This is a genomic window from Proteus sp. GOKU (assembly GCF_015475555.1).
Lineage (GTDB): Bacteria > Pseudomonadota > Gammaproteobacteria > Enterobacterales > Enterobacteriaceae > Proteus > Proteus mirabilis_B.
The window spans coordinates 3596628-3620907 of sequence record NZ_CP034105.1; the positions used below are offsets into that span (position 1 = coordinate 3596628).

Here is a 24280-nt window from a genome sequence, read left to right on the forward strand (position 1 = left end):
GTAAGTGGATTATTCTTTCCACGTCATCACGTCTTTATTGGCTTCAAGGTTTGCTATCTCTTCAGCGCTATACCCTAATTCAGCTAATACAGACGGTGTGTCTTCACCTAACAAAGGACCACGGCGGTATTCAGGTAAACCACTCTCTAAGAAATCAATTGGTGGACGAACTAAGGCTTTTTCACTGCCATTTTTGTATTTCATGTTGTAGAAGGTGTTGATTGCCCAAGCTTGTTTGTCTTCCAACACTTCTTCCCAAGTTTGTGCAATGCTGAATGGGATATCGTTTTTGGTGAAAATATCTGCCCACTCTGACGCTGTTTTTTGCTCAACTTGTTGCCAAATCAGGTCATATAATTCAGGAGAGCGATTATTTTTCGCTACTTCTTGTAGACGTGTATAACGCGCGTCTTCCGCTAAATCTGGACGACCAATACAAGAAATAAAGGTTGGATAATAAGCGTCGTAAACAGGCATGCAGACTTGAATAAAACGATCATCTTTCGTTTTATAAGCCAGAATAAATGGACTGGTGGTATTGCGACGGTCGATTGGATAAGGCTGACCATAATCTGGGTATTGCGCCGCTTGGATCATGATAGCTTGGGTATAAATAGAGGTATGTAACAAGTTGGTTGAAACATACTCGCCTTGACCGATATTTTTAGCGCGAATATAAGCGGCTAACACACCTGAAACCAAGCCTAATGCACACTGGTGATCGCCAAGACCTGGGATCACGTTCATAGGTACTGTGCCTTTTTGGTACAGTGATCCTAAAATACCGCCACGCGCAAAGAAGGCAGTGTAGTCAAATCCGGGCAGATCTTTATCTGGACCTTCATCACCATAACCGGTCACGCTGGCGTAAACTAATTTTGGAAAACGTTGTTTTAAGGTTTCATAATCTAAACCTGCGCGCTCTCTTGCACCGGGACGCCAGTTAGTTAAGAAAATGTCCGCTTTTTCTAACAGTTCAAACAGGATTTTTTTCCCTGCTTCTGTTTTCGTATTTAACACAATTCCACGTTTATTGGCGTTTTCTAAATCAAAACTGGTGTTTTCATGTTGATCTAATGGGCGACCTTCTGTTGGTGCGGTATAGCGTAAGTTATCGCCACTTGGAGATTCGATTTTGATTACGTTCGCACCCATATCAGCTAAAATACGACCTGCTGCAGGTACTGCGATAAAGGTCGCCAACTCAACTACGGTGACGCCTTCCAGTGCTTTATGACTTGTCATTTCTTCTCCTAATTATTTTTAGACTTCATACTGCTGTTGTCAGAATGTGGATAAATCCATTGTCACTTAACCCGCTACTTTGGTTTTTTCATCCTTGATTGAAACGCTATAACCCAGTTGCAATTTCAGAGCTTGCACATCAATTTTTCCGCAAGGGGTATGAGGAAATTCTGTAAAGAAATGGAGTTCTTTGGGGATTTTGTAGCGAGCCAGTCGCTCTTGTAGAAATTCACGTAATTCACTTTCGTCAATGCTGTGGCCTTTTTGCACACAAATAGTGGCAATCACTTCTTCGCCTAAGTCAGCAGATGGAACCCCAAATGCTTTTGTCGCATCAACACCGGGATATTCAGCAATCGCTTCTTCTATTTCACAAAGACTGATATTTTCACCACCGCGCACCACAATCTCTTTCATGCGATAGGCATAGTGATAATTTCCTTGTTCATCGATACAGCCGATATCTCCCGTATGTAACCAACCCTCTTCGTCTAACGCTTCTTTAGTTTTGTCTGGCGCATTGTCATAACCCATCATCACATGGAAGCCACGCGTACAAATTTCACCTAAAGTGCCCATTGGTACAGGCTTACCTGTTTTCGGATTGATAATTTTCATTTCGACAAAAGGCAAAGGCTTACCAATAGAGCTGCGTTTGATCTCTAAAGCATCGTTAGGGAGAGTTTGAGTGCAACAAGGTGAAGCTTCTGTTTGGCCATAAGAGACGGTGATCCCTTTCATGCCGAGGATATTTTCGATGTCATCGATTAACGCAGGAGGAAAACTCGCCCCTGCGATAATGCCTTTATCAAGGCTAGATAAATCGTAGTGAGAGAACTGCTCATGCTTCATTAAGCGACTAAAAATCGTTGGTACGCCATGCATAACTGTACAACGATAGTCTTGCACCACTTTTAAAACATCTTCAGCACAGTAGTTATCTAGAAGAACTAATTGGCATCCGGTTGTTAATGCAAAAAAGAGGCAGGAAGAAAGCCCAAAACAGTGGAACAGAGGCACTGCAAGACAAATCACATCGTCATGCGTAACACCTAAGCGCTGTGCTGACAGCATTGCATTATTAATGACATTATATTGGCTTAGCATGACACCTTTAGGCATTGCAGTACTGCCAGAGGTCATTTGAATTGTCAGTAAATCTTTTACACTGACTTGTGCAACCGCATGTTGATATTCTTTATCTGATATTTTTTGGCTAACTTCTTTTAATTGAGATAAAGAAACACTTTTTTCTGCATGTTCATTTCCCATGCTAATAAATAACTGAGGTAATACATCTTTATTTTCAGATGCTTTTTTAGAAAGGCAATTAATAACTTCAATAAAATGATTACTTTTAAAACCATCTGAAAAACACAGTGCTTTAATTCCAGTTAATCGACATAAATCTAATAACTCTCTTTTCTTAAAATGAAAATTAATACAAACAACAGGAACTCCAATTTGAGCAGCGGCAAGAAAACAGATTATCCACTCTTTACTATTAGCAGACCAAATACCTAAACGATCACCTTTTTTTAAACCAATGGCTAAAAAACCACGCGCAACACTTTCTACTTCTTGTTGTAATTGTTGCCAAGTCAGTGTTGTTTTACTTTGATTTTCAATCAAGGCTATTTGTAAAGCATGTTGCTTTACTACATTGTTTAGACATTCTTTAACTGTCGTTTCTAATAAGGTCATAAATACCTACTCAACCGCTTCTTTGCTGGTGTTTACGTCTGTAATGACCTTATTCTGGGTAGGGGAAATTATTCATTCTTGGTAAATAACGAACTGTTTTTCGTCATTTGAATAGTCTGAGAGAGATTTGTGATTGAGGTCTAGATTTGGTGAGTTAAATACAATTTGTAATTGAAGAGTAATTAATAACAATGAGATAAATTTGAAACTAAGGCGTTATAAAGGTGTTATTTTTAATAAAGAAAAAGGAGAGTCATTTTATTTAAATAAAATAATAAAACCACTCTCTTTTTAATATAAACACACTCACCTCACTTTAAGATATAAACAAATCTTATCAATAAATATTAATGTAATTATTTAAATAAAAACAATATAAAAATAAATACAATAACGATTAAATTTTATAACATCTAAATAAAAAATAATTTAAATTACTTAACTTATTTTATTAATCATCGATTAAAGAGGTTATTTTCCTCGTCGCATTGGCATGGTTGAGGTTTGATTGAGTGTTAGTCCTTTAGTTTCTGGTGCAAACAAGACAGAAACTATCATTCCGAATAAGGAGATCGCAGCACCCACCAGCATCGTGGTGTTAATACCATAAGTGGCGATAAAGGCAGGAAGAGCACACGTTGAAATAACCGTACCAATACGGCTTATTGACATGATAATGCCCACTGCTGATGCCCGAATATCTGTCGGAAACAATTCGTTAGGATAGAGCCATTGTAAAATTCCGGGGCCACCAGAAAAGAATGCGTAAGTCGCAAACGCTAAGATGACAAATAAAATAGGTAAATCAGGGAAGACACCTAGCACTAATAATGCCAATGTCATCATGCCAAAACTACCAATCAATAGTGGACGTCGCCCTGTTTGATTTAACCAGAACATGGCGGGAATACACCCAAACATAAAGAACAAGCTAATAACCACATTCCCCAATGCCGCACTTCTTCCCGCATCCCATCCTAATAAACCGACAATTTGTGGTCCAAAGGTATAAATGGCAAACATCGGGATAACTTGGCAAGTCCAAATAACCGCAACAAAGAGAACAAAAGAGAAGTGACGTTTATTAAATAGCTCAATAAAACGTGTTGTTTTAGCATCTTCCGCTTCAAATACTACGGGTTCACCAAAGAGTTTTACCATCATCTCATTACACTCTTTAATACGCCCTTTGCGTATTAGCCAAAGCGGTGATTCAGGTAAATCAAAACGACCAATTAAAATAATGACACAAGGGATAAAGGCACTGCCCAACATCCAACGCCAGCCATCTGCAACATCATATAAAAGATAACCGACTAAGTTGGCGCAAGTCGCCCCGATATACCACATTGCAGCAATAAAACCGACGGCAAAAGCGCGTTGTTTTTTATTGGAAAACTCAGTGATCATCGAGGTTGCAATTGGATAATCGGCACCAATTACAATCCCAATAAGGAATCGCATCACCAACAAGCCCACTGGCGTGGAAACAAACATCGTCGCAATAGAAATAATGGCAATAGCCACAATATCCACAAGGAACATTTTGCGACGACCGACTTTGTCACAAATATAACCAAAGAGTGACGTACCAATAAACAGCCCTGCTAATGTTGCCGCACCAAGCAGACCAATCCATTGTGTATCAAGCTGTAATAACGGTGTGAGTTGCTCTAACGCCACGCCGATAATCACTAATACATAGCCATCAAGAAAAGGGCCACCACTCCCCCATAACATCACTCTACGATGCACAGAGGTAAAGCGAATATCATCAAAGTTTCTGGGTTGCATGACTGCGTCCTGGTATTTTTTCTAAATAAAGCAAAAAAGAAAAGCTCCCAGGCCGGAGCAGCACTGGGAGAAAAGTAGCGATACATCATCCGTAACGATATTCCACGCCAAACGTTCCGCGTGGGTATTCCCATTTTTCAAGCGCACTATCTAAACCAAGAATTCGACAAGTTCCACACTCTAAGCACCCTGCATAGTCAAAGCTGATGGTGCCATCTTCTTGTTTTTTATAAAGACCTGCTGGACATGCTTTGACTAAAGTTTCCAATACCTGCATATCAGGCTGCTCTTTAACGACGATATGTGGATTTTCCTCATCGACATTAAATTTATTGATGCCTAATTTGACATCGACATTTACGGGAGAACTCATATTGCTTTTACTCCTTTGATCCCATCTTTGATCAGATTCATCCAGCCCACTTTTTTGGTATGGCGCATCATGGTTTTACGCATTGGTACTGGCGCTTCGCCAGTTACGGTGAAGAGATCTTTTGCGATACCAACTACCATTTCAGGGTAGGCGGTGAACATACGAGGGTTATCAAGTAAATCAGGCATACGCTGATAGGCTTTCATATCGCGTAACGGGCCATCTTCTAAATGTTTGAGATACTCATTTAGCGTTTGCTTGCTAAAATCATTTTTCTCCATGGCAGAGAGCACAGCTTTTGCTGCGGCTTCACCTGATGCCATCGCTAAATCCATGCCACGGATAGTAAAACCAAGGTTCATACACATCCCTGCTGCATCACCAGCAATCAATACGCCATCACGTACTAATTCGTTTTGCATTCTCAACCCAGCTTCAGGAACAACGTGTGCACCATATTCCACCATTTTTCCACCTTCAATGAGCGGAGCAACAACGGGATGCTGTTTAAAATCTTCCAGCATTTGTGGTACTGATTTTTTCGCGTCTTTAATATGGTGAAGTCCACAGACAAGACCTAAAGAAAGTGTGGTTTTATTGGTATATAAGAAACCGCCACCCATTAGTCCATCGGTAGGTGAACCTGCGAATAACCAAGCCGCACCTTCGTTATCTTTTAGGTTAAAACGATCTTTAATGACATTTTCAGGCAGTTCGATGATCTCTTTTACACCCACCGCCACATTTTCAGCGGCAACACGTTTTGTCATCCCTAACTGTTCAGCCAAGATGGAATTCACACCATCGGCGAGGATCACCGCTTTGGCTTCTAACACATCACCGTCTGCCTCAACGCCGACAATCTTGCCATCACGCTCAACGAGCTTATCAACACGAATACCCGTAATACATTGCGCCCCCGCGTTTTCGGCTTGTTCCATTAGCCATTGGTCAAACTCGCCACGTAATACAGACCAAGAGGCAGTTTTTGGGTTCTTTCCTTCTGTATTTTGGTAATCAATTGTCATTGCGCCGGTTTCGGTCATAAATGACAATTTTTCATGAGTAATAACTCGTTCAACAGGCGCTTCTTGCGCAAACTCAGGAATGATGCGCTCAAGGGTATGTGCATACATACGACCACCGGTTACATTTTTCCCGCCAGCGTAGTTACCTCTTTCTATTAGCAATACTTGTGCGCCTTCCCTTGCCAAAACAAGTGCAGCCACAGATCCTGCTAATCCTGCGCCAACAATAATGGCATCGAAAATATCTTCGGAATCGGACATAACATCTCCAGAATTTGCGATAAACAGCAGAGAAGTTTCCTTCCCTGCTTAAATAAATCAGTTAGATAATTGACGAGTTAATGCAGGTAAAATCTTCATTAAATCACCGACAATGCCGTAGTCAGCGAATTGGAAGATAGGTGCATTTTTGTCTTTATTAATAGCAACTATGGTTTGTGCGCCATTAGCGCCGACCATATGTTGAATTTGTCCTGAAATACCGGCAGCTAAATAGAGTTCAGGTTTTAGCATCAGGTTAGAAATACCGACATAACGCTCGTGTTCCATCCACTTCTCATTTTCAGCAACAGGGCGAGAACAAGCGATTTCAGCACCAATGGCTTTCGCTAACTCTTCTGCAATGGCGATATTCTCTTTGCTACCAATACCGCGACCGACGCTGACAACAAAGCGCGCTTTATCTAAATCAACCGCATTGATTGCGCGTGGTTGAACTGAATTGCGAACGATGGTTTGAGCTGGAGCAATCCATGCGACTTTTTGTGCATTACCCGTAGCACCAGTTTCTGGTGCAACATCAAAAGCACCCACGCTTGCAGTTACCACACAATAAGGGGTTTTCAGCGTTTCATCACCAAAGGCAAGACCACCATAAACCATGTGTTTTGCCACTAATGCATCACCATCTGCCTTTAAAGATTGCGCGTCGTTAGAAACGACCGCGTCTAAACGGTGACCTAAACGTGCAGCTAATAATTTTCCGCGACGTGTATTAGGCAGTAGCACTAAACCTGCATCACCTTTTTGTTTGATGGTTTCAACCATGCTCTGTGCATAGTCTTCGATAATGCGATCGTCAGGTTTACCTTCTAATTGGAAAACCTCTGTTGCCCCTAATTTAAAAGCAGCAACGCTTTGTTCATCATTCAATGTAAATACATTGATAGATTGCCCTAATGAAGAAGCGCCACCCACTAATTCTGGTAAACGGGAAAGTGCATCACTAAATACCCAAACAGTTGAAAATTGGCTCATAACTCCCCCTATTACTTAAGAATTTTACGTAAATGTTCTGCCAACTCAGCAATCTGATCATCGCCATCACCTTCAATAATGATGCGTTGACGCACTTTCTGTTTCGGCGCTGCCACTGTTTGCTCTGAACGCGCAGTCATCGCATCCAAACCAAGATCGGCAACACTCCATTGCTGAACAGGTTTCTTGGCAGCGCCAAGAATGGCTTTCATCGAAGGAATTTGAGGTGTGTTAATGTCGGTAGAAACCGCGATAACAGCAGGTAATGGAATAGTCAGTGTTTCGATTTCATTTTCTAATTCACGCTCAACCGTAATTGAGTCATTAGAAAGAGAAACAATTTTGTTAATACCATTGATTGCAGGAATATTTAAAAATTCACCCACCAGCAAGCTAACTTGTTGTGAGCTAAGATCCGCAGAGCCATCACCGCAAAGAATTAAGTCGTAACCTTTTTTAGTCGCAGCCGCCGCCAGCGCAACCGCTGTTTGGTAAGGTAAAGAGGCTTCAAGTTGGTCATCAACCACAACCACGAGTTCGTCAGCACCACGAGAAAGAACGTCTTTACGTGCTTTCGCGTTTGTCAGTGCTTTACCACCAACACTCATTGCCGTGATTTGAATGCCATCAAGTTGAGTCTTAAGCTGATTAGCAGCTTCAATCGCATTTAAATCATATTGGCTGATTTTGGTGTTAGCACGAGAAAAATCCAGCGAACTATCTGCGCTATTTACCGTAATATCCTGCTCGTCGGGAACACTCTTGTAACATGTAATAATATTCATTACATCTCCTGAAATTAATAAACAATGTCATTTGCTCTGGCAATGTAATATAGAATTAACACAATTAAGAGATTAAAAAATTAAACCTAGGTCACCAATATTGAACATTACTAAATAAAGAATGGATAGGTTTCAATATTGCTAAACATATCACCAATATTGAAATTAGTTTTAATTGAAGTGAACAACTTTCAATATTGCTACATCGATCAACAATATTGAACATAATAAAGATAATGGTATTTAACGTTCAATATTGCCACCAAGATCAACAATATTGAAAGACGGAATATAACAACCCTATTACATACAAGACGATAGATATAATTATCAATTAGTTACAATGAAAACGAAACGTTATAAAACGTAACATAAAATCGACAAAAAGAATAGTGTGAAGTAAATAACAGAATGGATTTCTTATAATATCCATTATTCATCATCATTAATCGATTTGTGGATTAGCCAATAAGTTTATTTATCTATTATGATGAAACACCAATAGACGAAATACTCATAAATAAACTCAAATGCTTTATTAGATATTAGGAATTAACACTACTTAAACTTCTGCGTTAAATATATTTGGAAAATTTACCTATGAGCAAAGATAATAAAAAGGCAGGAATAGAACCGAAGGTTTTTTTTCCGCCATTAATCATTGTTGGTATTTTATGCTGGCTAACGGTACGTGATCTTGACGCTTCAAATGAAGTGATTAATGCCGTATTCAGCTATGTTACCAATGTCTGGGGTTGGGCCTTCGAATGGTACATGGTCATTATGTTCGGGGGTTGGTTTTGGTTAGTCTTCGGTCGTTATGCCAATAAACGCCTAGGAGAAGATAAACCTGAATTTAGTACCGCAAGCTGGATCTTTATGATGTTTGCGTCTTGTACATCAGCAGCCGTCCTCTTCTGGGGTTCGATTGAAATATACTACTATATTTCAAGCCCTCCTTTTGGGATGGAAGCTTACTCAACTCAAGCTAAAGAAATTGGTCTTGCTTACAGCTTGTTCCACTGGGGTCCTTTACCTTGGGCAACTTATAGTTTCCTTTCTGTTGCATTCGCTTACTTCTTCTTTGTTCGCAAAATGGAAGTTATCCGTCCAAGTAGTACCTTAACCCCATTAATCGGTGAAAAACACGTTAATGGGATCGTCGGAACCATTATTGATAACTTCTATCTTGTTGCTTTAATTCTGGCAATGGGGACTAGCCTTGGTTTAGCAACACCGTTAGTGACTGAATGTATTCAATACTTATTTGGTATTCCTCATACCCTGCAATTAGATGCCATCATTATCACTTGCTGGATCTTATTAAACGCAATTTGCGTGGCATTCGGTCTGCAAAAAGGGGTGAAAATCGCCAGTGATATTCGTACTTACCTAAGCTTCTTAATGCTGGGTTGGGTATTTATCGTTGGTGGTGCGAGCTTTATCGTCAATTACTTCACAGACTCTGTTGGTACATTGATGATGTATATGCCTCGTATGCTGTTCTATACAGACCCAATCGGTAAAGGTGGATTCCCTCAAGGTTGGACGGTCTTCTATTGGGCATGGTGGGTTATTTATGCCATCCAAATGAGTATCTTCTTAGCACGTATCTCTAAAGGCCGTACTGTTCGTGAATTATGTTTAGGGATGGTTTCAGGTTTAACCGCAGGGACTTGGTTAATCTGGACAATCCTTGGTGGTAACACCTTACAACTGATTGACCAAAACATTCTCAACATTCCACAACTGATTGAACAATACGGTGTACCTCGCGCAATCATCGAAACATGGGCGGCATTACCGTTGAGCACAGCGACAATGTGGGGCTTCTTTATCCTCTGCTTTATTGCCACTGTCACCTTAATTAACGCCTGTTCTTACACACTAGCAATGTCCACTTGTCGCTCTATGAAGGAAGGCTCTGAGCCACCTTTATTAGTGCGTATCGGCTGGTCTGTGCTGGTCGGTGTTATCGGCATCATTCTGCTCGCACTTGGCGGTTTAAAACCAATTCAAACCGCCATTATTGCTGGAGGATGCCCACTATTTTTCGTCAATATCATGGTCACCTTGTCCTTTATTAAAGATGCCAAAGTACATTGGAAAGACTGATCCGCTATACGCAAAGAATGACATATTAAGAGGTTATTAACATGGATTTTAGATTGAATGATGAGCAGGAACTGTTTGTTGACGGTGTCCGCGAATTAATGGCCAGTGAAAACTGGGAAGCTTATTTCGCACAGTGTGATCGCGAAAGTAAATACCCTGAACGTTTTGTCAAAGCCTTAGCGGATATGGAAATTGACAATTTGCTTATCCCTGAAGAACACGGTGGCTTAAATGCAGGTTTTGTTACTGTTGCTGCAATCTGGATGGAATTAGGTCGCTTAGGTGCGCCAACTTACGTGCTTTATCAATTACCGGGTGGATTTAACACCGTCTTGCGTGAAGGGACTCAAGAGCAAATTGATAAAATTATGGCGTTCCGTGGTACAGGTAAACAGATGTGGAACTCTGCTATCACAGAACCCGGTGCAGGCTCTGACGTAGGTAGCTTACAAACTACTTATACTCGTAAAGATGGCAAAGTTTACCTCAATGGTAGCAAATGCTTTATCACCAGTAGTGCCTATACCCCTTACGTTGTTGTGATGAGCCGTGACTCAGCATCTCCAGATAAACCTATCTTCACGGAATGGTTTGTGGATATGAGCAAACCGGGTATCAAAGTAAACAAGTTAGAAAAACTGGGTTTACGTATGGATAGCTGCTGTGAAATCACTTTCGACAACGTTGAACTTGAAGAAAAAGACATGTTTGGTCGTGAAGGTAACGGCTTTAACCGTGTGAAAGAAGAGTTCGACCACGAGCGTTTCTTAGTGGCTCTTACTAACTACGGTACAGCAATGTGTGCATTTGAAGATGCAGCGCGTTATGCCAACCAACGTGTGCAATTTGGTGAAGCAATTGGTCGCTTCCAACTTATTCAAGAAAAATTTGCTCATATGGCGATCAAACTCAATTCAATGCGCAACATGTTATATGAAACTGCATGGAAGAGTGACAACAACTTAATCACTTCCGGTGATGCAGCTATGTGTAAATACTTCTGTGCAAATGCGGCGTTTGAAGTGGTTGATAGTGCAATGCAAGTGCTTGGTGGTGTCGGTATTGCTGGCGAGCACCGTATTTCTCGTTTCTGGCGTGACCTTCGTGTTGACCGTGTATCTGGTGGTTCTGATGAAATGCAGATCCTGACATTAGGACGTTCAGTACTTAAACAGTATCGCTAATTAATCACGAATAACTCTCTCATCCAATGATGAGAGAGTTTTCACTCAGACCACTTACGAGGTGACGCTATGACAGAACATTTACCAATGCCACAATTCGGCCCACTTTCAGGGGTTCGTGTTGTGTTTTCAGGAATTGAAATTGCAGGGCCATTCGCAGGACAAATGTTCGCAGAATGGGGAGCTGAAGTGATTTGGATTGAAAACGTTGCATGGGCTGACACCATTCGCGTTCAACCTCACTACCCTCAACTTTCTCGCCGTAATCTTCATGCACTATCGTTAAATATCTTTAAAGACGAAGGTCGTGATGCGTTCCTAAAATTAATGGAAACAACCGACATCTTTATCGAAGCGAGTAAAGGTCCAGCCTTTGCACGTCGCGGTATTACGGATGAAGTATTATGGGAACATAACCCTAAATTAGTTATCGCTCATTTATCTGGTTTTGGTCAGTATGGCGATCCGCAATACACCAACTTACCCGCTTATAACACCATTGCTCAGGCTTTCAGTGGTTACCTTATTCAAAACGGTGACAAAGATCAGCCAATGCCTGCCTTCCCTTATACCGCAGACTATTTCTCAGGGATGACCGCAACCACTTCTGCGTTAGCGGCACTGTATAAAGTTCAACAAACAGGGAAAGGCGAAAGTATTGATATTGCTATGTATGAAGTGATGTTACGTATGGGGCAATACTTCATGATGGACTATTTCAATGGCGGCGAAATCTGCCCTCGTATGACAAAAGGGAAAGATCCGTACTATGCAGGCTGTGGGCTTTACCGTTGCCAAGATGGTTATATCGTGATGGAAGTTGTTGGTATCACTCAAATTCAAGAAATCTTCAAAGATATCGGACTTGCTCATCTGCTTGGTACACCTGAAGTGCCTGAAGGCACTCAACTTATTCACCGTATTAATTGCCCTCATGGTCAATTATTTGAAGACAAATTAGATGAATGGTTAGCTAAGCAACCCATCACAGAAGTACTTAAACGTCTTTCAGAACTCAATATTGCCAGCGCTAAAGTGCTGACTATTCCAGAGCTTGAAGACAATCCGCAATATGTCGCGCGTGAATCGATTACCGAATGGCAAACCATGAATGGCGAAACCTGTAAAGGGCCGAATGTAATGCCTAAATTTAAAAATAATCCGGGAAAAATCTGGCGTGGAATGCCATCTCACGGCATGGACACTAATGCGATTTTGAAAAACATCGGTTATAGCGACGAACAAATCAGGGGGCTGGTCGATAAGGGACTGGCTAAAATCGTAAAGTAACACTGTAAAATTCAGGCGTTGTATAGGCATAAAACACGTCTGAATTTACAGCAAAAGAATAGGGTAACAGTTTAATGGATGTGATTGGCAAACAAAACTTACGTCAGATGTGGGATGATTTGGCAGAGGTTTATGGTACAAAAACAGCGCTAATTTTTGAATCCGCACAAGGACACGTGAGACAATTTAGCTACAGTGAATTAAATGAAGAGATAAATAGAACTGCAAATCTTTTTCATGCTGGTGGCATAAAAAAAGGCGATCACGTTGCCTTACATCTTGATAACTGTCCTGAATTTTTCTTTTGCTGGTTTGGCTTGGCAAAAATTGGCGCTGTTATGGTGCCAATTAATGCGCGCTTTATGTATGAAGAGAGCGCATGGATAATCAATCACTGCCAAGCCCATTACGTGGTCACTCGCGATAATTTCTATCCTATTTACCAACCTATGTTGCAGGATGAACAATGCCCTTTAACGCAACTGTTTTTAATAACAGAAAACAGTCTGCCTGCTGAAAAAGGCGTTATCGACTTTTTAAAAGAGAAAGCCAAGCACCCTGTTACGCTTAATCATCACACACCATTAAGTGTGGATGACACTGCTGAAATTCTTTTTACCTCAGGAACAACTTCTCAACCTAAAGGCGTAGTTATCACACACTATAACCTACGCTTTGCGGGTTATTACTCATCATGGCAAAACGCACTACGTGAAGACGACGTTTATCTTACGGTTATGCCAGCTTTTCATATTGACTGCCAATGCACAGCATCACTCGCCGCATTTTCTGTGGGTGCCACCTTTGTATTGTTAGAAAAATACAGTGCCAGAGCCTTTTGGAAACAGATCCTTAAATACCAAGCAACGGTCGCGGAATGTATTCCAATGATGATGAGAACCTTAATGGCGCAACCTGTTTCATCAGAAGAAAAGCAGCACAAATTACGTGAAGTGATGTTTTATCTCAATCTTGCCGATGAAGAAAAAGATGCCTTCCTTGAACGCTTTAACGTGCGATTACTCACCTCTTATGGCATGACAGAAACCATTGTAGGTTTAATTGGTGACAGACCTGGCGATAAACGCCGTTGGCCATCAATTGGTAGACCCGGTTTCTGCTATCAAGCTCAAATCAGAGACAAACAAAACAACGAAGTCCCTGATGGGGTTGTAGGTGAAATTTGCGTAAAAGGCGAACCCGGGAAAACCATTTTTAAAGAGTATTACAACCGACCTGATGCCACTGCAAAAGCATTAGAGCCTGATGGTTGGTTACATACTGGCGATTATGGTTATCGTGACGATGAAGGCTTTTTCTATTTCGTTGATCGCAGTTGCAATATGATCAAACGCGGTGGCGAGAATGTCTCTTGTGTTGAGATTGAAAATATCATTTCTTCACATCCTAAAATTCAAGATGTGGCTGTAATTGGTGTACCTGACAATATTCGTGATGAAGCGATAAAAGCGTTTGTTGTACTGGTTGAAAATGAAACCTTGAGTGAAGAAGAGTTCTTCCATTTCTGTGAGCAAAATATGGCGAAATTCAAAGTCCCTTCTGAAGTTGAATTTAGAGACGGCTTGCCTCGTAACTGCTCAGGAAAAGTGATTAAAAAGCATTTGAAATAAGGCATAGGTAGGTTTAACCACAAATTAATAACCTCAATCATAAATGCTTATTTTTGATGACGAAAAGGAATACAACATGAGCCAGTCATTACACCTAACAACTCGTGGTTCAGTACTTGAAATTGTATTAGACAGACCAAAAGCAAATGCTATTGATGCGAAAACAAGCCATGAAATGGGCGAAGTTTTTCTCCGTTTTCGTGATGATCCAAGCTTACGTGTCGCGATTATTACAGGTGCAGGAGAACGCTTTTTCTCTGCGGGATGGGATTTAAAAGCCGCGGCTGAAGGCGAAGCACCTGATGCTGACTTTGGTGCTGGTGGTTTTGCCGGTTTAACTGAGCTTTTCAATCTGGATAAGCCTGTCATTGCGGCGGTTAACGGCTATGCTTTTGGTGGTGGCTTTGAATTAGCACTCGCCGCCGACATGATGGTGTGTTCAGACAATGCTTCTTTTGCTTTGCCTGAAGCGCAGTTAGGTATTGTACCTGACAGTGGCGGTGTTCTGCGTTTACCTAAACGTTTACCACCCGCTATCGTCAACGAAATGCTGATGACAGGTCGTCGCATGAATGCTGACGAAGCACTGCGTTGGGGTATTGCAAACCGTGTTGTCAGCTCCGCTGAACTTATGGACAGCGCACGTGAACTTGCAGACCAAATTGCCAACAGTGCCCCACTGGCTGTAGCGGCATTAAAAGAGATTTATCGTGCCACTAGCGAACTTTCCATTGAAGAGGGTTATAAGCTCATGCGCAGTGGTGTGCTAAAACATTACCCAAGTGTTTTACATTCAGAAGACGCCACAGAAGGCCCATTAGCCTTTGCTGAAAAACGCGCACCTGAGTGGAAAGGCCGGTAGTTATCGTTAATCTCGATAATACAACAAAGAGGAAAACTGATGAGTATCTACGCGTTTGAAGGTCTTATTCCTGTAGTTCATCCAACAGCTTATGTTCATCCATCTGCTGTATTAATTGGTGATGTGATTATCGGTGCAGGTGTTTATATCGGCCCATTTGCATCACTCAGAGGGGATTATGGGCGCTTGATTGTTGAAGCAGGTGCTAACCTTCAAGACGGTTGTATCATGCACGGTTATACCGATATGGATACCATTGTTAGAGAAAATGGACATATTGGACACGGTGCAATTCTTCATAGTTGTATTATCGGGCGTGACAGTTTAGTGGGTATGAATAGCGTGATTATGGATGGTGCAGTGATTGGCGAAGAAAGTATTGTTGCCGCGATGAGCTTTGTGAAAGCAGGCTTTCAAGGACAACCTCGGCAAATGCTGATTGGTAGCCCTGCAAAACATGTGCGGGATATTACTGATAATGACATGGAATGGAAGCGTATGAACACACGCGAATATCAAGACTTGGCGGTTCGTTGTCGCCAAAGCTTAGTTGAAACCACGCCATTAACTGCACCAGAACCTAATCGCCCACGTTTGCGTGGTACAACAGATGTAAAGCCGAAAGGTCAGTAACAAACTACGACAGGCGTTGCGAGCGCCTGTCGTCATTATTCAATTTGTTTAGTATGAAACGAAGTCACGTAAATTAGCGACGTTGAGATTTTGACAACATCCATTGCCATTTTTGCTCATGGTTCAATCCATGAGGGATCATCGCCGCTAATTTTTCAGGAGAACTTTGACTACTTTTTTCTTGAATATGGCCTTTTAAACGTGAATAGACTTGAGGATCAATATGACTGACTTTGATCATCCGTTGACACTGACAGCCTCTACCTTCTAGTTGGTTAGGAACACTTTTCGTTTCACACTCAATCTCTTTTACATCAGAAAGAATGTAAGAAACGATATTAATTGCGTTGCATTGAGGAATATCGAATTTTTTTGCGATTTCCTTTGCACTTACCCAACGTTCTTGCTCTTGAACCCAATCAGCAATTGACAGATAGAGTGGCTTACTCATGTATTCTTCACACATAATTACTCCAATATCACAAATGAAATTTATTTATCACTAAATAAAGATAATAACTATATATGTTAATTATCATTGCACCGCGGAGTATCGGTTTTCCCTGTTAATTTGATAAGTTAACAAACCCATCAAAATAATACTTAGTTTATTTTTAACAACCAAACCCTTTAATTAACACACCCGTCACAATTTATTATTTTGTTATTAAAGCCAAAGTAATAACAATTAAACCGAGTAAAAACAAAAAATTAATTAAATATTAAAATATAAAATACACTTTTAAAAACAGAATTTATCACATTGATTTTAAAAGCATTTCAATCAACAAAATAAAAAAGAAATAGATTATATTAATAATCCATTTATAGACTAAGATTATAGTAATAGATTTTAATTTAGATTGCCAGAAAGGTGGCTTATTATTAGATGTAAATCAATAATCGTTTACCTTCACTTTCTGATATGACCATAAAAAATTCATTAGAAAAATTAAAGATTAAATAGAATGATAGGAAAGGATTTAATTTTAATACTCGTTTATCTATTATATTGTCAATAATCCACCCAGATAATAATAGTTATAAATCATGTATCTATAATATAATTCTATAAAATTAGCTAAAATAGGCAGATGATCACTCTATTTAAAATCACTAATAAAAGAAGATTATTTCAATAAAACTTGTCTATTTATTTTTATTTAAAAATAATGAAATAATATTTCAAATAAGACTCATTCACGCTTATCTCAAATAAAAATCAATTAAGCGCTATATAAATAGAATAGCGCTTGATCATATAACGTCTAAGTAGATCCTACTAAAGAAAGCGACGATCAAATGCAGTTTGCCAATCATCAGCAAATCTATTTACCGCATCATCTACAACCGGAGAACGAATAATAGAGTAAGCAAGCTCAATCGGTAATGTCACCGAAGAAGCGCCTGCTAATAAACAATCGACAACTTGTCGTGGTGTTTTAAAACTCGCCGCTAGGATTTTTGTGGGTAAATTATGCATCGTAATCAGAGTTTGTAATTCTTTTACCACTCTTACACCATCAGAGCCTTGTCTATCCATTCGATGCACATAAGGGGCAATATAATCCGCGCCAGCTAATGCTGCCATTAATCCTTGTGAGACACTGTAAATAGCAGTACCCAATACCAGCATATTTTTTTGCTTTAATTGTTTAATAGCGACAAGCCCTGCTTCTGTAACCGGAATTTTAATCACGGTATTATCTGCAATATTTCCGATACGTAATGCTTCTTCAATCATGGTATCGACATCACTGGCAATGACCTGTGCAAATACGCGACCTTTACCGCCCATAGCTGCTTTTAATTCAGGTAGTAACGTTTCAATATTTTGTGCCGATTTAGCAATAATAGACGGATTGGTGGTGACACCTGCAATAGGAAGAACTTGAGAGAGTTTTCTGACTTCTTCGATATCCGCTGTATCTAAATAAATTTCCATAATCGCGCCTCAATAATGTTGGTTTTTAAGCTAAATAATTATAGGTATAGATTAGAAAGTAGCATTGTGAGCGAGGGATTTCTAGTAGAATCAATAAAAATAGCGCCCGAGCAAAGGCGCTATTAATTAAATAACGATAATAAATAGTCATGTTTTTATTTAATAAAAAACATTAGCACTGTTCCAAATTTAGAATTCAGATTTACTATCTATTTATAACTTAAAATAAATAAGATTAATTACAATACAATTATTGATATTAAATAATTTATTACATTGAGTTAAATGGATTATTTTTTAAAATCAGCATCAATGACTTGATAAAATGCATTGCCTGTATCTGCAATATTCCAAACGCCTAAAATAACCTGATAACCTGAACGTTCGGGTATATTACAATTTAATTCTACGGTTTCTGTTGGTATTTTCCCATTATCATTTTGTTGACAAAATGGTGTTAAATCAAAATCAGCACGAGTCAGTGGCTTATTTACATCCCACTCTGGTTTGGTAATAAAGAATTGCCATGAAGCTGTACTGTGTTTAGCGGTTAATGTCCATTTAAAGGTATTTTCGCCACTTTTCATTGCCACTTTATGCCAGCGATCAGCACTTTGTACATTTAAAGCAGAAAAAGCCTCTTTTCCACCACTAGCAATTTGACCATCAGCAGGTCCATCGTTAGGAAAGCCTTTTGTCCCTTCAATTGATTGAGGTTCATACTGTATTGGACCACAATTTTTATTTAAATTTTTCCCTTTTGCTGAACAAAGGAAAGCTCTGCTCGGAGGGACATCAATATAACCATGTTTTAACGTCACATCAGCTGACGCTGTTGAAATAAAACCCGCTGATGATAATAATAATGTTGCAGTGAATACCATAAGTTTATTTTTCTTCATAATAAATCCTCATAATTATTAATAAGTATTTTTAAATATAATGATTGAATAAATCACAATATATATTAGTCAAAAAAAGATAATTAAATATTCATTTATTTATATTTGTGAGCGATATCGCTATTTAATTTAATATCAAAGCGAGAATAAAACACCATATTAATATTAATTAGATGATGATATTTTACTGGAATAATAAATAAAATTAACTTCTTAATATTATTAAGAATAAAAAAGAAGTTGTAAATAAACAATTAAATAGAATATTTACGAACTTCTTAATTATTAAGATAAATTTCATCATAAAAATCTTGCAATAAAAAAGTTAAAACAGCGCATTGATATAATCCGAGGTAAACCCACGATATTGCAGATAACGAATTTGCTTGGCTCTCTCTTTAAAATCTTTGGGTTTAGCTGTACCGAATTTTTTCTCTTTCAGATCTTGGCAGAGTGCGTACCAATCAGTGTCTGTTTCTTCTAATACACGTTCAATAATTTCGCTAGGAAATCCTTTTAGACGTAACTCTTGGCGAATACGTAACGGCCCATAGGATTTATTTAAATAACTACGAAAAAAACTATAAATGGTGCGACTGTCATCAAGGTACTGGCTTTCAAGCAAACGTTCGATCACTTGAGGTAAGCATTCAGGTGCAGTCGGTGAGTCTTTCTCGGTTTCGCGAATTCGGCGTTCGATACGACGTTGCAGTTCGCTTGTACTGTAATCACGACGAGATAGCATAAAAATAGCGTACTGATAAAGCTCTTGATAGGTCATAACGTTCCTTTATTAAAAGAGTCCATATAAAGCAACTATTATCATAACGGTTTATCACCGAAATAGCTTATTTCGATGTTAATTTCATCAGTAATAGGGAGAGTAATAAAACAGTAATAATTAAAAGAAGAATTATCATTCTCTTTTATAATTTTAATCGACTAGTTTTATTAAGGTTTTCTTAGGAGAAATAGGGATATTAACTTAATAATCCCTTAATAATACTATAATAATGCGAAATGCAAGCATCAATTACTGTATATCGCACTTATAGCTGGTGACCATCAATTAGAAAAAGATTAGAATTTTCCGCTACTCTTTTACTACTTACTTTTTTAATTTCCTGTGGGTTATGTATGAACTTTTCCAATTTAAATAAGGTGGTATTAACCGCCTCTCTTCTTGCGACTGGCTTTTCTTACGCGGATAGCGATCGCCCAATGCTTTCTTTAAGTGTTAGCCAATCCGGTGGTACTGCTTTAAATAATGAAGGTTCATTAGATACTCGTACCCCAGCAAGCCAATCTCGTGTTTTACCTATTTGGGGCGATGAAGCTCGTGCCCGCGGTTATGATATTCCAGAGCCATTTGGCGCTAGCTATAGCTATATGAATCTACGCCAAGATATTATTGTGGATAAAATTGGTTTTATCATGCCAGAAAACCCCGAAACAGCAAAAGCACTAAAAATAGATGCTGGTCATACTCGTGAAAAAAGTGAAACCCATATGCTGAAACTTGATAGCTGGGTCTTTCCATTTTTAAATGTTTATGGACTGTATGGGAAAACCAAAGGAACATCCAATACCACATTAGCGGGCGGTAGTTTAGGTCCTATCTCATTAGATGGGCTACTTAAAGATAAGCCGTTTAAATTGGATTTTGAAGGTAAAACTTATGGTGCTGGTTTTACTTTAGCGGGTGGTTATAACCAATTTTTTACTACTTTTGACTTAAACTACACAAAAACTAATTTAGATATTTTAGACGGTGATATTAAAGCGTTAATAATCTCACCTCGAGTGGGTTATGAGTTTGTTTTTGAGCCTTTAATATCAGGTCAAGGTAATACTAAATTACAAGTTTGGACAGGTGCGATGTACCAAGATATTACCCAACGCTTTAAAGGAGATATTAATGGATTAAATCTCCCACCAGATTTTGCTGGTTTTATTGAAGCAATGGGTGATCCTAATATGAAATTCGATGTTGAACAGCATCTTGCTCATAAATGGAACCAAACTGTGGGTGCTCGTTTAGAAGTGACTCGTAATTTTAATGTGATCACTGAGCTTGGTTTCAACAACCGTAATAGCTTCTTTGTTTCAGGTGAGTTCCGTTTTTAATGGTTAAATACCCTTTTATTTTTGGGCTGGCATTTGCCAGCCTATTTATTTCGCATACAGCACAAGCACAACTCTTCCCCGATAGACAACAAATAGACCAATGGCTAGTTGGATTAGGGGGAGAAAATAACTTTGACCGCAGTAAAACTATCGACTGGGGCGTATTACCAGGCCCATTTTATACGCCAGAGCTAGAATTGGGTGTAGGCATCGCCCTTGTTGGTCTTTATCAAGCCGATAGTCGCCCTGATAGCAAAATCTCGTCTCTCTCATTAAGTGGCTTTGGTTCATCAACCGGTGCTTTTGGCATGAACTTTAACAACTACACTTATCTGGCTGATGATACTTGGCGCTTTTATCTCACAGGAACATTAAATAATGTCCCTACCAATTATTGGGGTGAGGGTTATCACGAAGGACGTGTAAAAGATCATTTCGGCGAATTTCGCTCTCAAGAATTGCGTCTAACGCCCACGTTACTGCGCCAAATTACCAAAAACACCTATATAGGATTAGGGTGGGATTACTCCAACCTACAAGCCGCTGCCCCAGATAATCCCTTTAAAGACTATATGAAGGCACGTGATTTACCTTTGCGTTCAACTAGTTCAGGAATAACAGTTCGATTTACTTACGATAGTCGCGATTTTTTACCGAACGCTTATCAAGGTCAGGCTTTTGATATCAGCTATACCCATTACTCACCAGATACGGGCAGTAATAATCGTTTTAATGCGACACAGATACAATATAACTACTATTATCCCTTAAGTGATAATGCGGTATTAGCATTTGATAATTATGCCCGTTTCACATCAGGTGATGTGCCTTGGAGCCAATTATCTAAACTGAGTAATGGACAGCAAATGCGAGGCTATTACGAAGGGCGATATCAAGATAATCACGTATTTTCAACTCAATTAGAGTACCGCCAAAAACTCGATTGGCGTCATGGCATTGCACTTTGGGTTGGTGGTGGTACGTTAAGCGACCAAGCGCGTGATTTAGGTAAAGGTCATTGGCTACCGAGTGTTGGTGTGGGTTATCGATTTGAATTTAAACCACGTATGAATGTACGTCTCGATTTTGGTATAGGTAAAGAAAGTACAGGATTCTATTTTCAAGTAGGTGAAGCATTTTGATGTTTAAGCGGTTTCTTTTTATCAACACCATTGTCTTCTTCTTATTTATTGCAGGTTGCACTCAAGTCATACCTGTTAAATCTCTACACGCCAATCTTGATAGTGTTACCCACGAAGAAGCAACACAACTTTGGCAAACACCCGAACCGTTAACGGCACCCAATGGCTTAAGACCTTGTTGTGCCTTTGGTTACGACTTAAAAGTTAAAGCGTTTGAAATCCCTATTCCGTTCTATCGTATTGATAACGTTGTTGAGGCCTCAGCATTGGGTAATCATCGTTATAACGATAGTTTTTGGCTAGGTACAGGCGCAGTATTGGGCTTAGGAAGTGAAAAATCAGGCTTAATTTATTCTCATAAAGGGGGATTTCTTGATATCGCCCATATTCGTGATACCGCGGATTACACTTATTATCTCTTTAGCCATATCTATCCAAAATTAGGACAAGAGTGGACGCTAACGTTAAGTGATGAGTTGGCACAACGTAAAATCCGCTTTAATGCATTCACACCACCTAAAAATGAATTAGAACGTTATACCTTAAGTGCCTATCTTGCTGCACACCTCGGTTATCGCCTTGCGGTATGGCATGAAATTGCACAATGGTATGGTTTTCGCTCTGTACCCGGTTTTTCAGAAGGTATCTCTGCATTTTCACCCGAAGATCTCTATTCCAATTTAATTGGAGCAAGGCTTTCTCTTACACTTATTTTAAAGGGTCATGCCACCAGCCTTGAGCAATATAATCAATCAATGCAGGGCATTATTCCTTCCGCACTTTATCAGTTAGAGGCTCAACCCCGCCAATTAACGCAACAATGGTTTGATGTGATTGATGGACAATGGTGGGATAGTCAGCAACGAGTCCCCGATAAATTCTTAGTTTTACTGCGTGATTATCATATCTCAGACCAACGGTATCCGGTGTTACCTTTTGAGGAAATAACAGCCCCTCACTACCTCACTTTACCTAGTGCTTATTCTGGTTACGTTTTAGAACAATTAGCAGAATTTCAGCTTTGGCCAACAAAGGAAATGGGAAATTTACCGCACCCTAAAACCTACTGGCGTGAAGCGGATTTCACTGATTTAACAGAAAAAGCGCGTGAAATTGATAATAAAACTAGACCAAAAACAACAAAAATTGACTAAATAACAAACAAAATTGACACATTAAAAACGCTTAATTTTACTAAATTTAGGTTAAGTCACCGCTTTTGTCATAAGATAAATTTAAGTTTACGATAAAAAAGCACTTTTTGTTAAAGGAAAAAAGCGATTATAAAACGAGGCTTTCCAGTAAATCTTATACATTTATTTAACAAATCACTCGTAGTTATCCTAATGTGAGACGATATTTTGTAGATATGAAAAAAGTAATTTGCTAGTATTCGTTCGATTTTTATCCAGTTAAACGAGGAGAAGCAATGCCCTCTCAATTGATGAGGACAAGTGCCGTCTTCGCTTTCTTGATTTCACTACTATTTACTGGTGTAAGCTTTGCTTCAACCAGTACCGGCAGTTCCCAGATGCTGCAGGCGTATTCTTTCAAAAGCACGTCAACACCGTTGCCAGATTTGAAAAAATACCCTTCGGGAACACAGCGTAAGAAAGCGTTTTTAAATGTCATAGTTCCTATTATTGACAATGTTAATAATAAGATTTTGAGAGATCGTGAGTGGTTAACCGCTCAACGTAAAGCCCAGCACTGGGGCAGCGCAGATTTGAAAAAATTGCGTGAAATCTGTCAATACTATGGTGTTACATGTACCAGCCCGAAAAAAGTAAATTGGGATTCTTTATTAACTCGCGTTGACATTATTCCGACACACTTTGTCGCAACGCAAGCTGCAACGGAATCTGGCTGGGGAACATCGAAGTTGGCACAACAAAATAACAATCTATTCGGTATGCGATGTGGGAGTCAGTCTTGCAATAACGTTCCAGGGAAAACCAAAGGCTATGCAGCCTACCCTGATATTGAAGGCTCAGTGATTGCTTATATGCGTAATCTTAATACGCACCGCGCCTATAATTCATTGCGCTCCTCAAGAGCACAGCAAAGAATGACGCAGCAACAACTCGACTCTCGCCAGTTAATCACTGACTTGAAAGGTTACTCAGAATTGGGTTCAAGTTATAACGATTATCTGACCGAAATGTTCGACTCAAATAAAAAGCTGATCACTCAAGTTCAGTTGCAGTCGAAGCAAGATAGCTAAGCTTTAACAAGCTTTCATCTGACAAAAAGCCACTTTTCT

The 24280-nt window shown here is 39.5% G+C and carries 21 protein-coding genes; 10 read left to right on the plus strand and 11 right to left on the minus strand.

What is annotated here, in order from left to right; translation table 11 throughout:
- Positions 1-9: 9 nt before the first annotated feature.
- From EHE21_RS16430 to EHE21_RS16460, 7 genes are all read right to left on the minus strand, one after another.
- The gene (locus tag EHE21_RS16430; protein WP_088494519.1) at positions 10-1245 is read right to left on the minus strand and encodes a CaiB/BaiF CoA transferase family protein; all 1236 of its coding nucleotides are present in this window, start codon (positions 1243-1245) and stop codon (positions 10-12) included.
- 66 nt (positions 1246-1311) lie between these two features.
- Positions 1312-2949 (minus strand): AMP-binding protein, encoded by a 1638-nt coding sequence (locus EHE21_RS16435; protein ID WP_194951266.1) that lies wholly within the window; start codon positions 2947-2949, stop codon positions 1312-1314.
- A gap of 471 nt (positions 2950-3420) precedes the next feature.
- Positions 3421-4743 (minus strand): MFS transporter, encoded by a 1323-nt coding sequence (locus EHE21_RS16440; protein WP_088494517.1) that lies wholly within the window; start codon positions 4741-4743, stop codon positions 3421-3423.
- 85 nt (positions 4744-4828) lie between these two features.
- On the minus strand, positions 4829-5116 hold the full coding sequence (gene fixX, locus EHE21_RS16445; protein WP_023582978.1) for a ferredoxin-like protein FixX: 288 nt from the start codon (positions 5114-5116) through the stop codon (positions 4829-4831).
- A complete protein-coding gene (gene fixC, locus EHE21_RS16450; RefSeq protein ID WP_194951267.1) occupies positions 5113-6405 on the minus strand; it encodes an FAD-dependent oxidoreductase FixC in 1293 nt (430 codons plus the stop codon). Before fixC ends, fixX begins: the two co-directional genes overlap by 4 nt.
- A 57-nt stretch (positions 6406-6462) precedes the next feature.
- Positions 6463-7401 (minus strand): FAD-binding protein, encoded by a 939-nt coding sequence (locus EHE21_RS16455; protein WP_088494515.1) that lies wholly within the window; start codon positions 7399-7401, stop codon positions 6463-6465.
- An 11-nt stretch (positions 7402-7412) separates the two neighbouring features.
- Entirely contained in the window at positions 7413-8186 is a 774-nt protein-coding gene (locus EHE21_RS16460) for an electron transfer flavoprotein FixA (protein ID WP_194951268.1), read from the minus strand.
- Between the two features lie 600 nt (positions 8187-8786).
- On the opposite strand from EHE21_RS16460, the gene caiT reads away from it, so the two are divergent.
- The 6 genes from caiT to caiE all read left to right on the plus strand — a co-directional run bounded on the left by caiT (position 8787) and on the right by caiE (position 15901).
- Positions 8787-10301: an L-carnitine/gamma-butyrobetaine antiporter gene (caiT, locus tag EHE21_RS16465; protein ID WP_194951269.1), complete on the plus strand. Its 1515-nt coding sequence runs from the start codon at positions 8787-8789 to the stop codon at positions 10299-10301.
- A gap of 41 nt (positions 10302-10342) precedes the next feature.
- Positions 10343-11485, plus strand: coding sequence for a crotonobetainyl-CoA dehydrogenase (caiA, locus tag EHE21_RS16470; RefSeq protein ID WP_023582983.1), 1143 nt, complete (start codon positions 10343-10345; stop codon positions 11483-11485).
- 69 nt (positions 11486-11554) lie between these two features.
- On the plus strand, positions 11555-12775 hold the full coding sequence (gene caiB, locus EHE21_RS16475; RefSeq protein WP_088494512.1) for an L-carnitine CoA-transferase: 1221 nt from the start codon (positions 11555-11557) through the stop codon (positions 12773-12775).
- Between the two features lie 74 nt (positions 12776-12849).
- Positions 12850-14406 carry a crotonobetaine/carnitine-CoA ligase gene (caiC, locus tag EHE21_RS16480; protein WP_194951270.1) on the plus strand — a complete coding sequence of 519 codons (1557 nt, stop codon included), beginning with the start codon at positions 12850-12852 and terminating at the stop codon, positions 14404-14406.
- A gap of 76 nt (positions 14407-14482) precedes the next feature.
- Positions 14483-15268, plus strand: coding sequence for a crotonobetainyl-CoA hydratase (gene caiD / locus EHE21_RS16485; RefSeq protein ID WP_088494510.1), 786 nt, complete (start codon positions 14483-14485; stop codon positions 15266-15268).
- A 39-nt stretch (positions 15269-15307) separates the two neighbouring features.
- On the plus strand, positions 15308-15901 hold the full coding sequence (caiE, locus tag EHE21_RS16490) for a carnitine operon protein CaiE (protein ID WP_165122290.1): 594 nt from the start codon (positions 15308-15310) through the stop codon (positions 15899-15901).
- Positions 15902-15974: 73 nt separating this feature from the next.
- Here the strand turns inward: caiE and caiF are convergent, their stop codons facing one another.
- The 4 genes from caiF to EHE21_RS16510 all read right to left on the minus strand — a co-directional run bounded on the left by caiF (position 15975) and on the right by EHE21_RS16510 (position 19529).
- On the minus strand, positions 15975-16367 hold the full coding sequence (gene caiF / locus EHE21_RS16495) for a carnitine metabolism transcriptional regulator CaiF (RefSeq protein WP_088494508.1): 393 nt from the start codon (positions 16365-16367) through the stop codon (positions 15975-15977).
- Between the two features lie 816 nt (positions 16368-17183).
- Positions 17184-17846 (minus strand): fructose-6-phosphate aldolase, encoded by a 663-nt coding sequence (gene fsa / locus EHE21_RS16500; protein WP_194951271.1) that lies wholly within the window; start codon positions 17844-17846, stop codon positions 17184-17186.
- Positions 17847-18136: 290 nt separating this feature from the next.
- Positions 18137-18748: a lytic polysaccharide monooxygenase gene (locus tag EHE21_RS16505; RefSeq protein WP_194951272.1), complete on the minus strand. Its 612-nt coding sequence runs from the start codon at positions 18746-18748 to the stop codon at positions 18137-18139.
- Positions 18749-19073: 325 nt separating this feature from the next.
- The gene (locus tag EHE21_RS16510) at positions 19074-19529 is read right to left on the minus strand and encodes a regulatory protein RecX (RefSeq protein WP_194951273.1); all 456 of its coding nucleotides are present in this window, start codon (positions 19527-19529) and stop codon (positions 19074-19076) included.
- Positions 19530-19885: 356 nt separating this feature from the next.
- On the opposite strand from EHE21_RS16510, the gene EHE21_RS16515 reads away from it, so the two are divergent.
- The 4 genes from EHE21_RS16515 to EHE21_RS16530 all read left to right on the plus strand — a co-directional run bounded on the left by EHE21_RS16515 (position 19886) and on the right by EHE21_RS16530 (position 24241).
- Entirely contained in the window at positions 19886-20875 is a 990-nt protein-coding gene (locus EHE21_RS16515; RefSeq protein ID WP_194951274.1) for a hypothetical protein, read from the plus strand.
- Entirely contained in the window at positions 20875-22017 is a 1143-nt protein-coding gene (locus EHE21_RS16520) for a BamA/TamA family outer membrane protein (protein ID WP_194951275.1), read from the plus strand. The genes EHE21_RS16515 and EHE21_RS16520 overlap by 1 nt, the downstream gene beginning before the upstream one ends.
- Entirely contained in the window at positions 22017-23171 is a 1155-nt protein-coding gene (locus EHE21_RS16525) for a DUF4056 domain-containing protein (RefSeq protein ID WP_194951276.1), read from the plus strand. Before EHE21_RS16520 ends, EHE21_RS16525 begins: the two co-directional genes overlap by 1 nt.
- A gap of 275 nt (positions 23172-23446) precedes the next feature.
- Positions 23447-24241 (plus strand): protein bax, encoded by a 795-nt coding sequence (locus EHE21_RS16530; protein ID WP_194951277.1) that lies wholly within the window; start codon positions 23447-23449, stop codon positions 24239-24241.
- The last annotated feature ends 39 nt before the right edge of the window (positions 24242-24280 follow it).

Bases quoted from the DNA above. Each gene is read 5' to 3' on its own strand.
- EHE21_RS16430 (WP_088494519.1), bottom strand. From the start codon at position 1,245: ATGACAAGTCATAAAGCACTGGAAGGCGTCACCGTAGTTGAGTTGGCG.
- EHE21_RS16435 (WP_194951266.1), bottom strand. From the start codon at position 2,949: ATGACCTTATTAGAAACGACAGTTAAAGAATGTCTAAACAATGTAGTA.
- EHE21_RS16440 (WP_088494517.1), bottom strand. From the start codon at position 4,743: ATGCAACCCAGAAACTTTGATGATATTCGCTTTACCTCTGTGCATCGT.
- fixX (WP_023582978.1), bottom strand. From the start codon at position 5,116: ATGAGTTCTCCCGTAAATGTCGATGTCAAATTAGGCATCAATAAATTT.
- fixC (WP_194951267.1), bottom strand. From the start codon at position 6,405: ATGTCCGATTCCGAAGATATTTTCGATGCCATTATTGTTGGCGCAGGA.
- EHE21_RS16455 (WP_088494515.1), bottom strand. From the start codon at position 7,401: ATGAGCCAATTTTCAACTGTTTGGGTATTTAGTGATGCACTTTCCCGT.
- EHE21_RS16460 (WP_194951268.1), bottom strand. From the start codon at position 8,186: ATGAATATTATTACATGTTACAAGAGTGTTCCCGACGAGCAGGATATT.
- caiT (WP_194951269.1), top strand. From the start codon at position 8,787: ATGAGCAAAGATAATAAAAAGGCAGGAATAGAACCGAAGGTTTTTTTT.
- caiA (WP_023582983.1), top strand. From the start codon at position 10,343: ATGGATTTTAGATTGAATGATGAGCAGGAACTGTTTGTTGACGGTGTC.
- caiB (WP_088494512.1), top strand. From the start codon at position 11,555: ATGACAGAACATTTACCAATGCCACAATTCGGCCCACTTTCAGGGGTT.
- caiC (WP_194951270.1), top strand. From the start codon at position 12,850: ATGGATGTGATTGGCAAACAAAACTTACGTCAGATGTGGGATGATTTG.
- caiD (WP_088494510.1), top strand. From the start codon at position 14,483: ATGAGCCAGTCATTACACCTAACAACTCGTGGTTCAGTACTTGAAATT.
- caiE (WP_165122290.1), top strand. From the start codon at position 15,308: ATGAGTATCTACGCGTTTGAAGGTCTTATTCCTGTAGTTCATCCAACA.
- caiF (WP_088494508.1), bottom strand. From the start codon at position 16,367: ATGTGTGAAGAATACATGAGTAAGCCACTCTATCTGTCAATTGCTGAT.
- fsa (WP_194951271.1), bottom strand. From the start codon at position 17,846: ATGGAAATTTATTTAGATACAGCGGATATCGAAGAAGTCAGAAAACTC.
- EHE21_RS16505 (WP_194951272.1), bottom strand. From the start codon at position 18,748: ATGAAGAAAAATAAACTTATGGTATTCACTGCAACATTATTATTATCA.
- EHE21_RS16510 (WP_194951273.1), bottom strand. From the start codon at position 19,529: ATGACCTATCAAGAGCTTTATCAGTACGCTATTTTTATGCTATCTCGT.
- EHE21_RS16515 (WP_194951274.1), top strand. From the start codon at position 19,886: ATGAACTTTTCCAATTTAAATAAGGTGGTATTAACCGCCTCTCTTCTT.
- EHE21_RS16520 (WP_194951275.1), top strand. From the start codon at position 20,875: ATGGTTAAATACCCTTTTATTTTTGGGCTGGCATTTGCCAGCCTATTT.
- EHE21_RS16525 (WP_194951276.1), top strand. From the start codon at position 22,017: ATGTTTAAGCGGTTTCTTTTTATCAACACCATTGTCTTCTTCTTATTT.
- EHE21_RS16530 (WP_194951277.1), top strand. From the start codon at position 23,447: ATGCCCTCTCAATTGATGAGGACAAGTGCCGTCTTCGCTTTCTTGATT.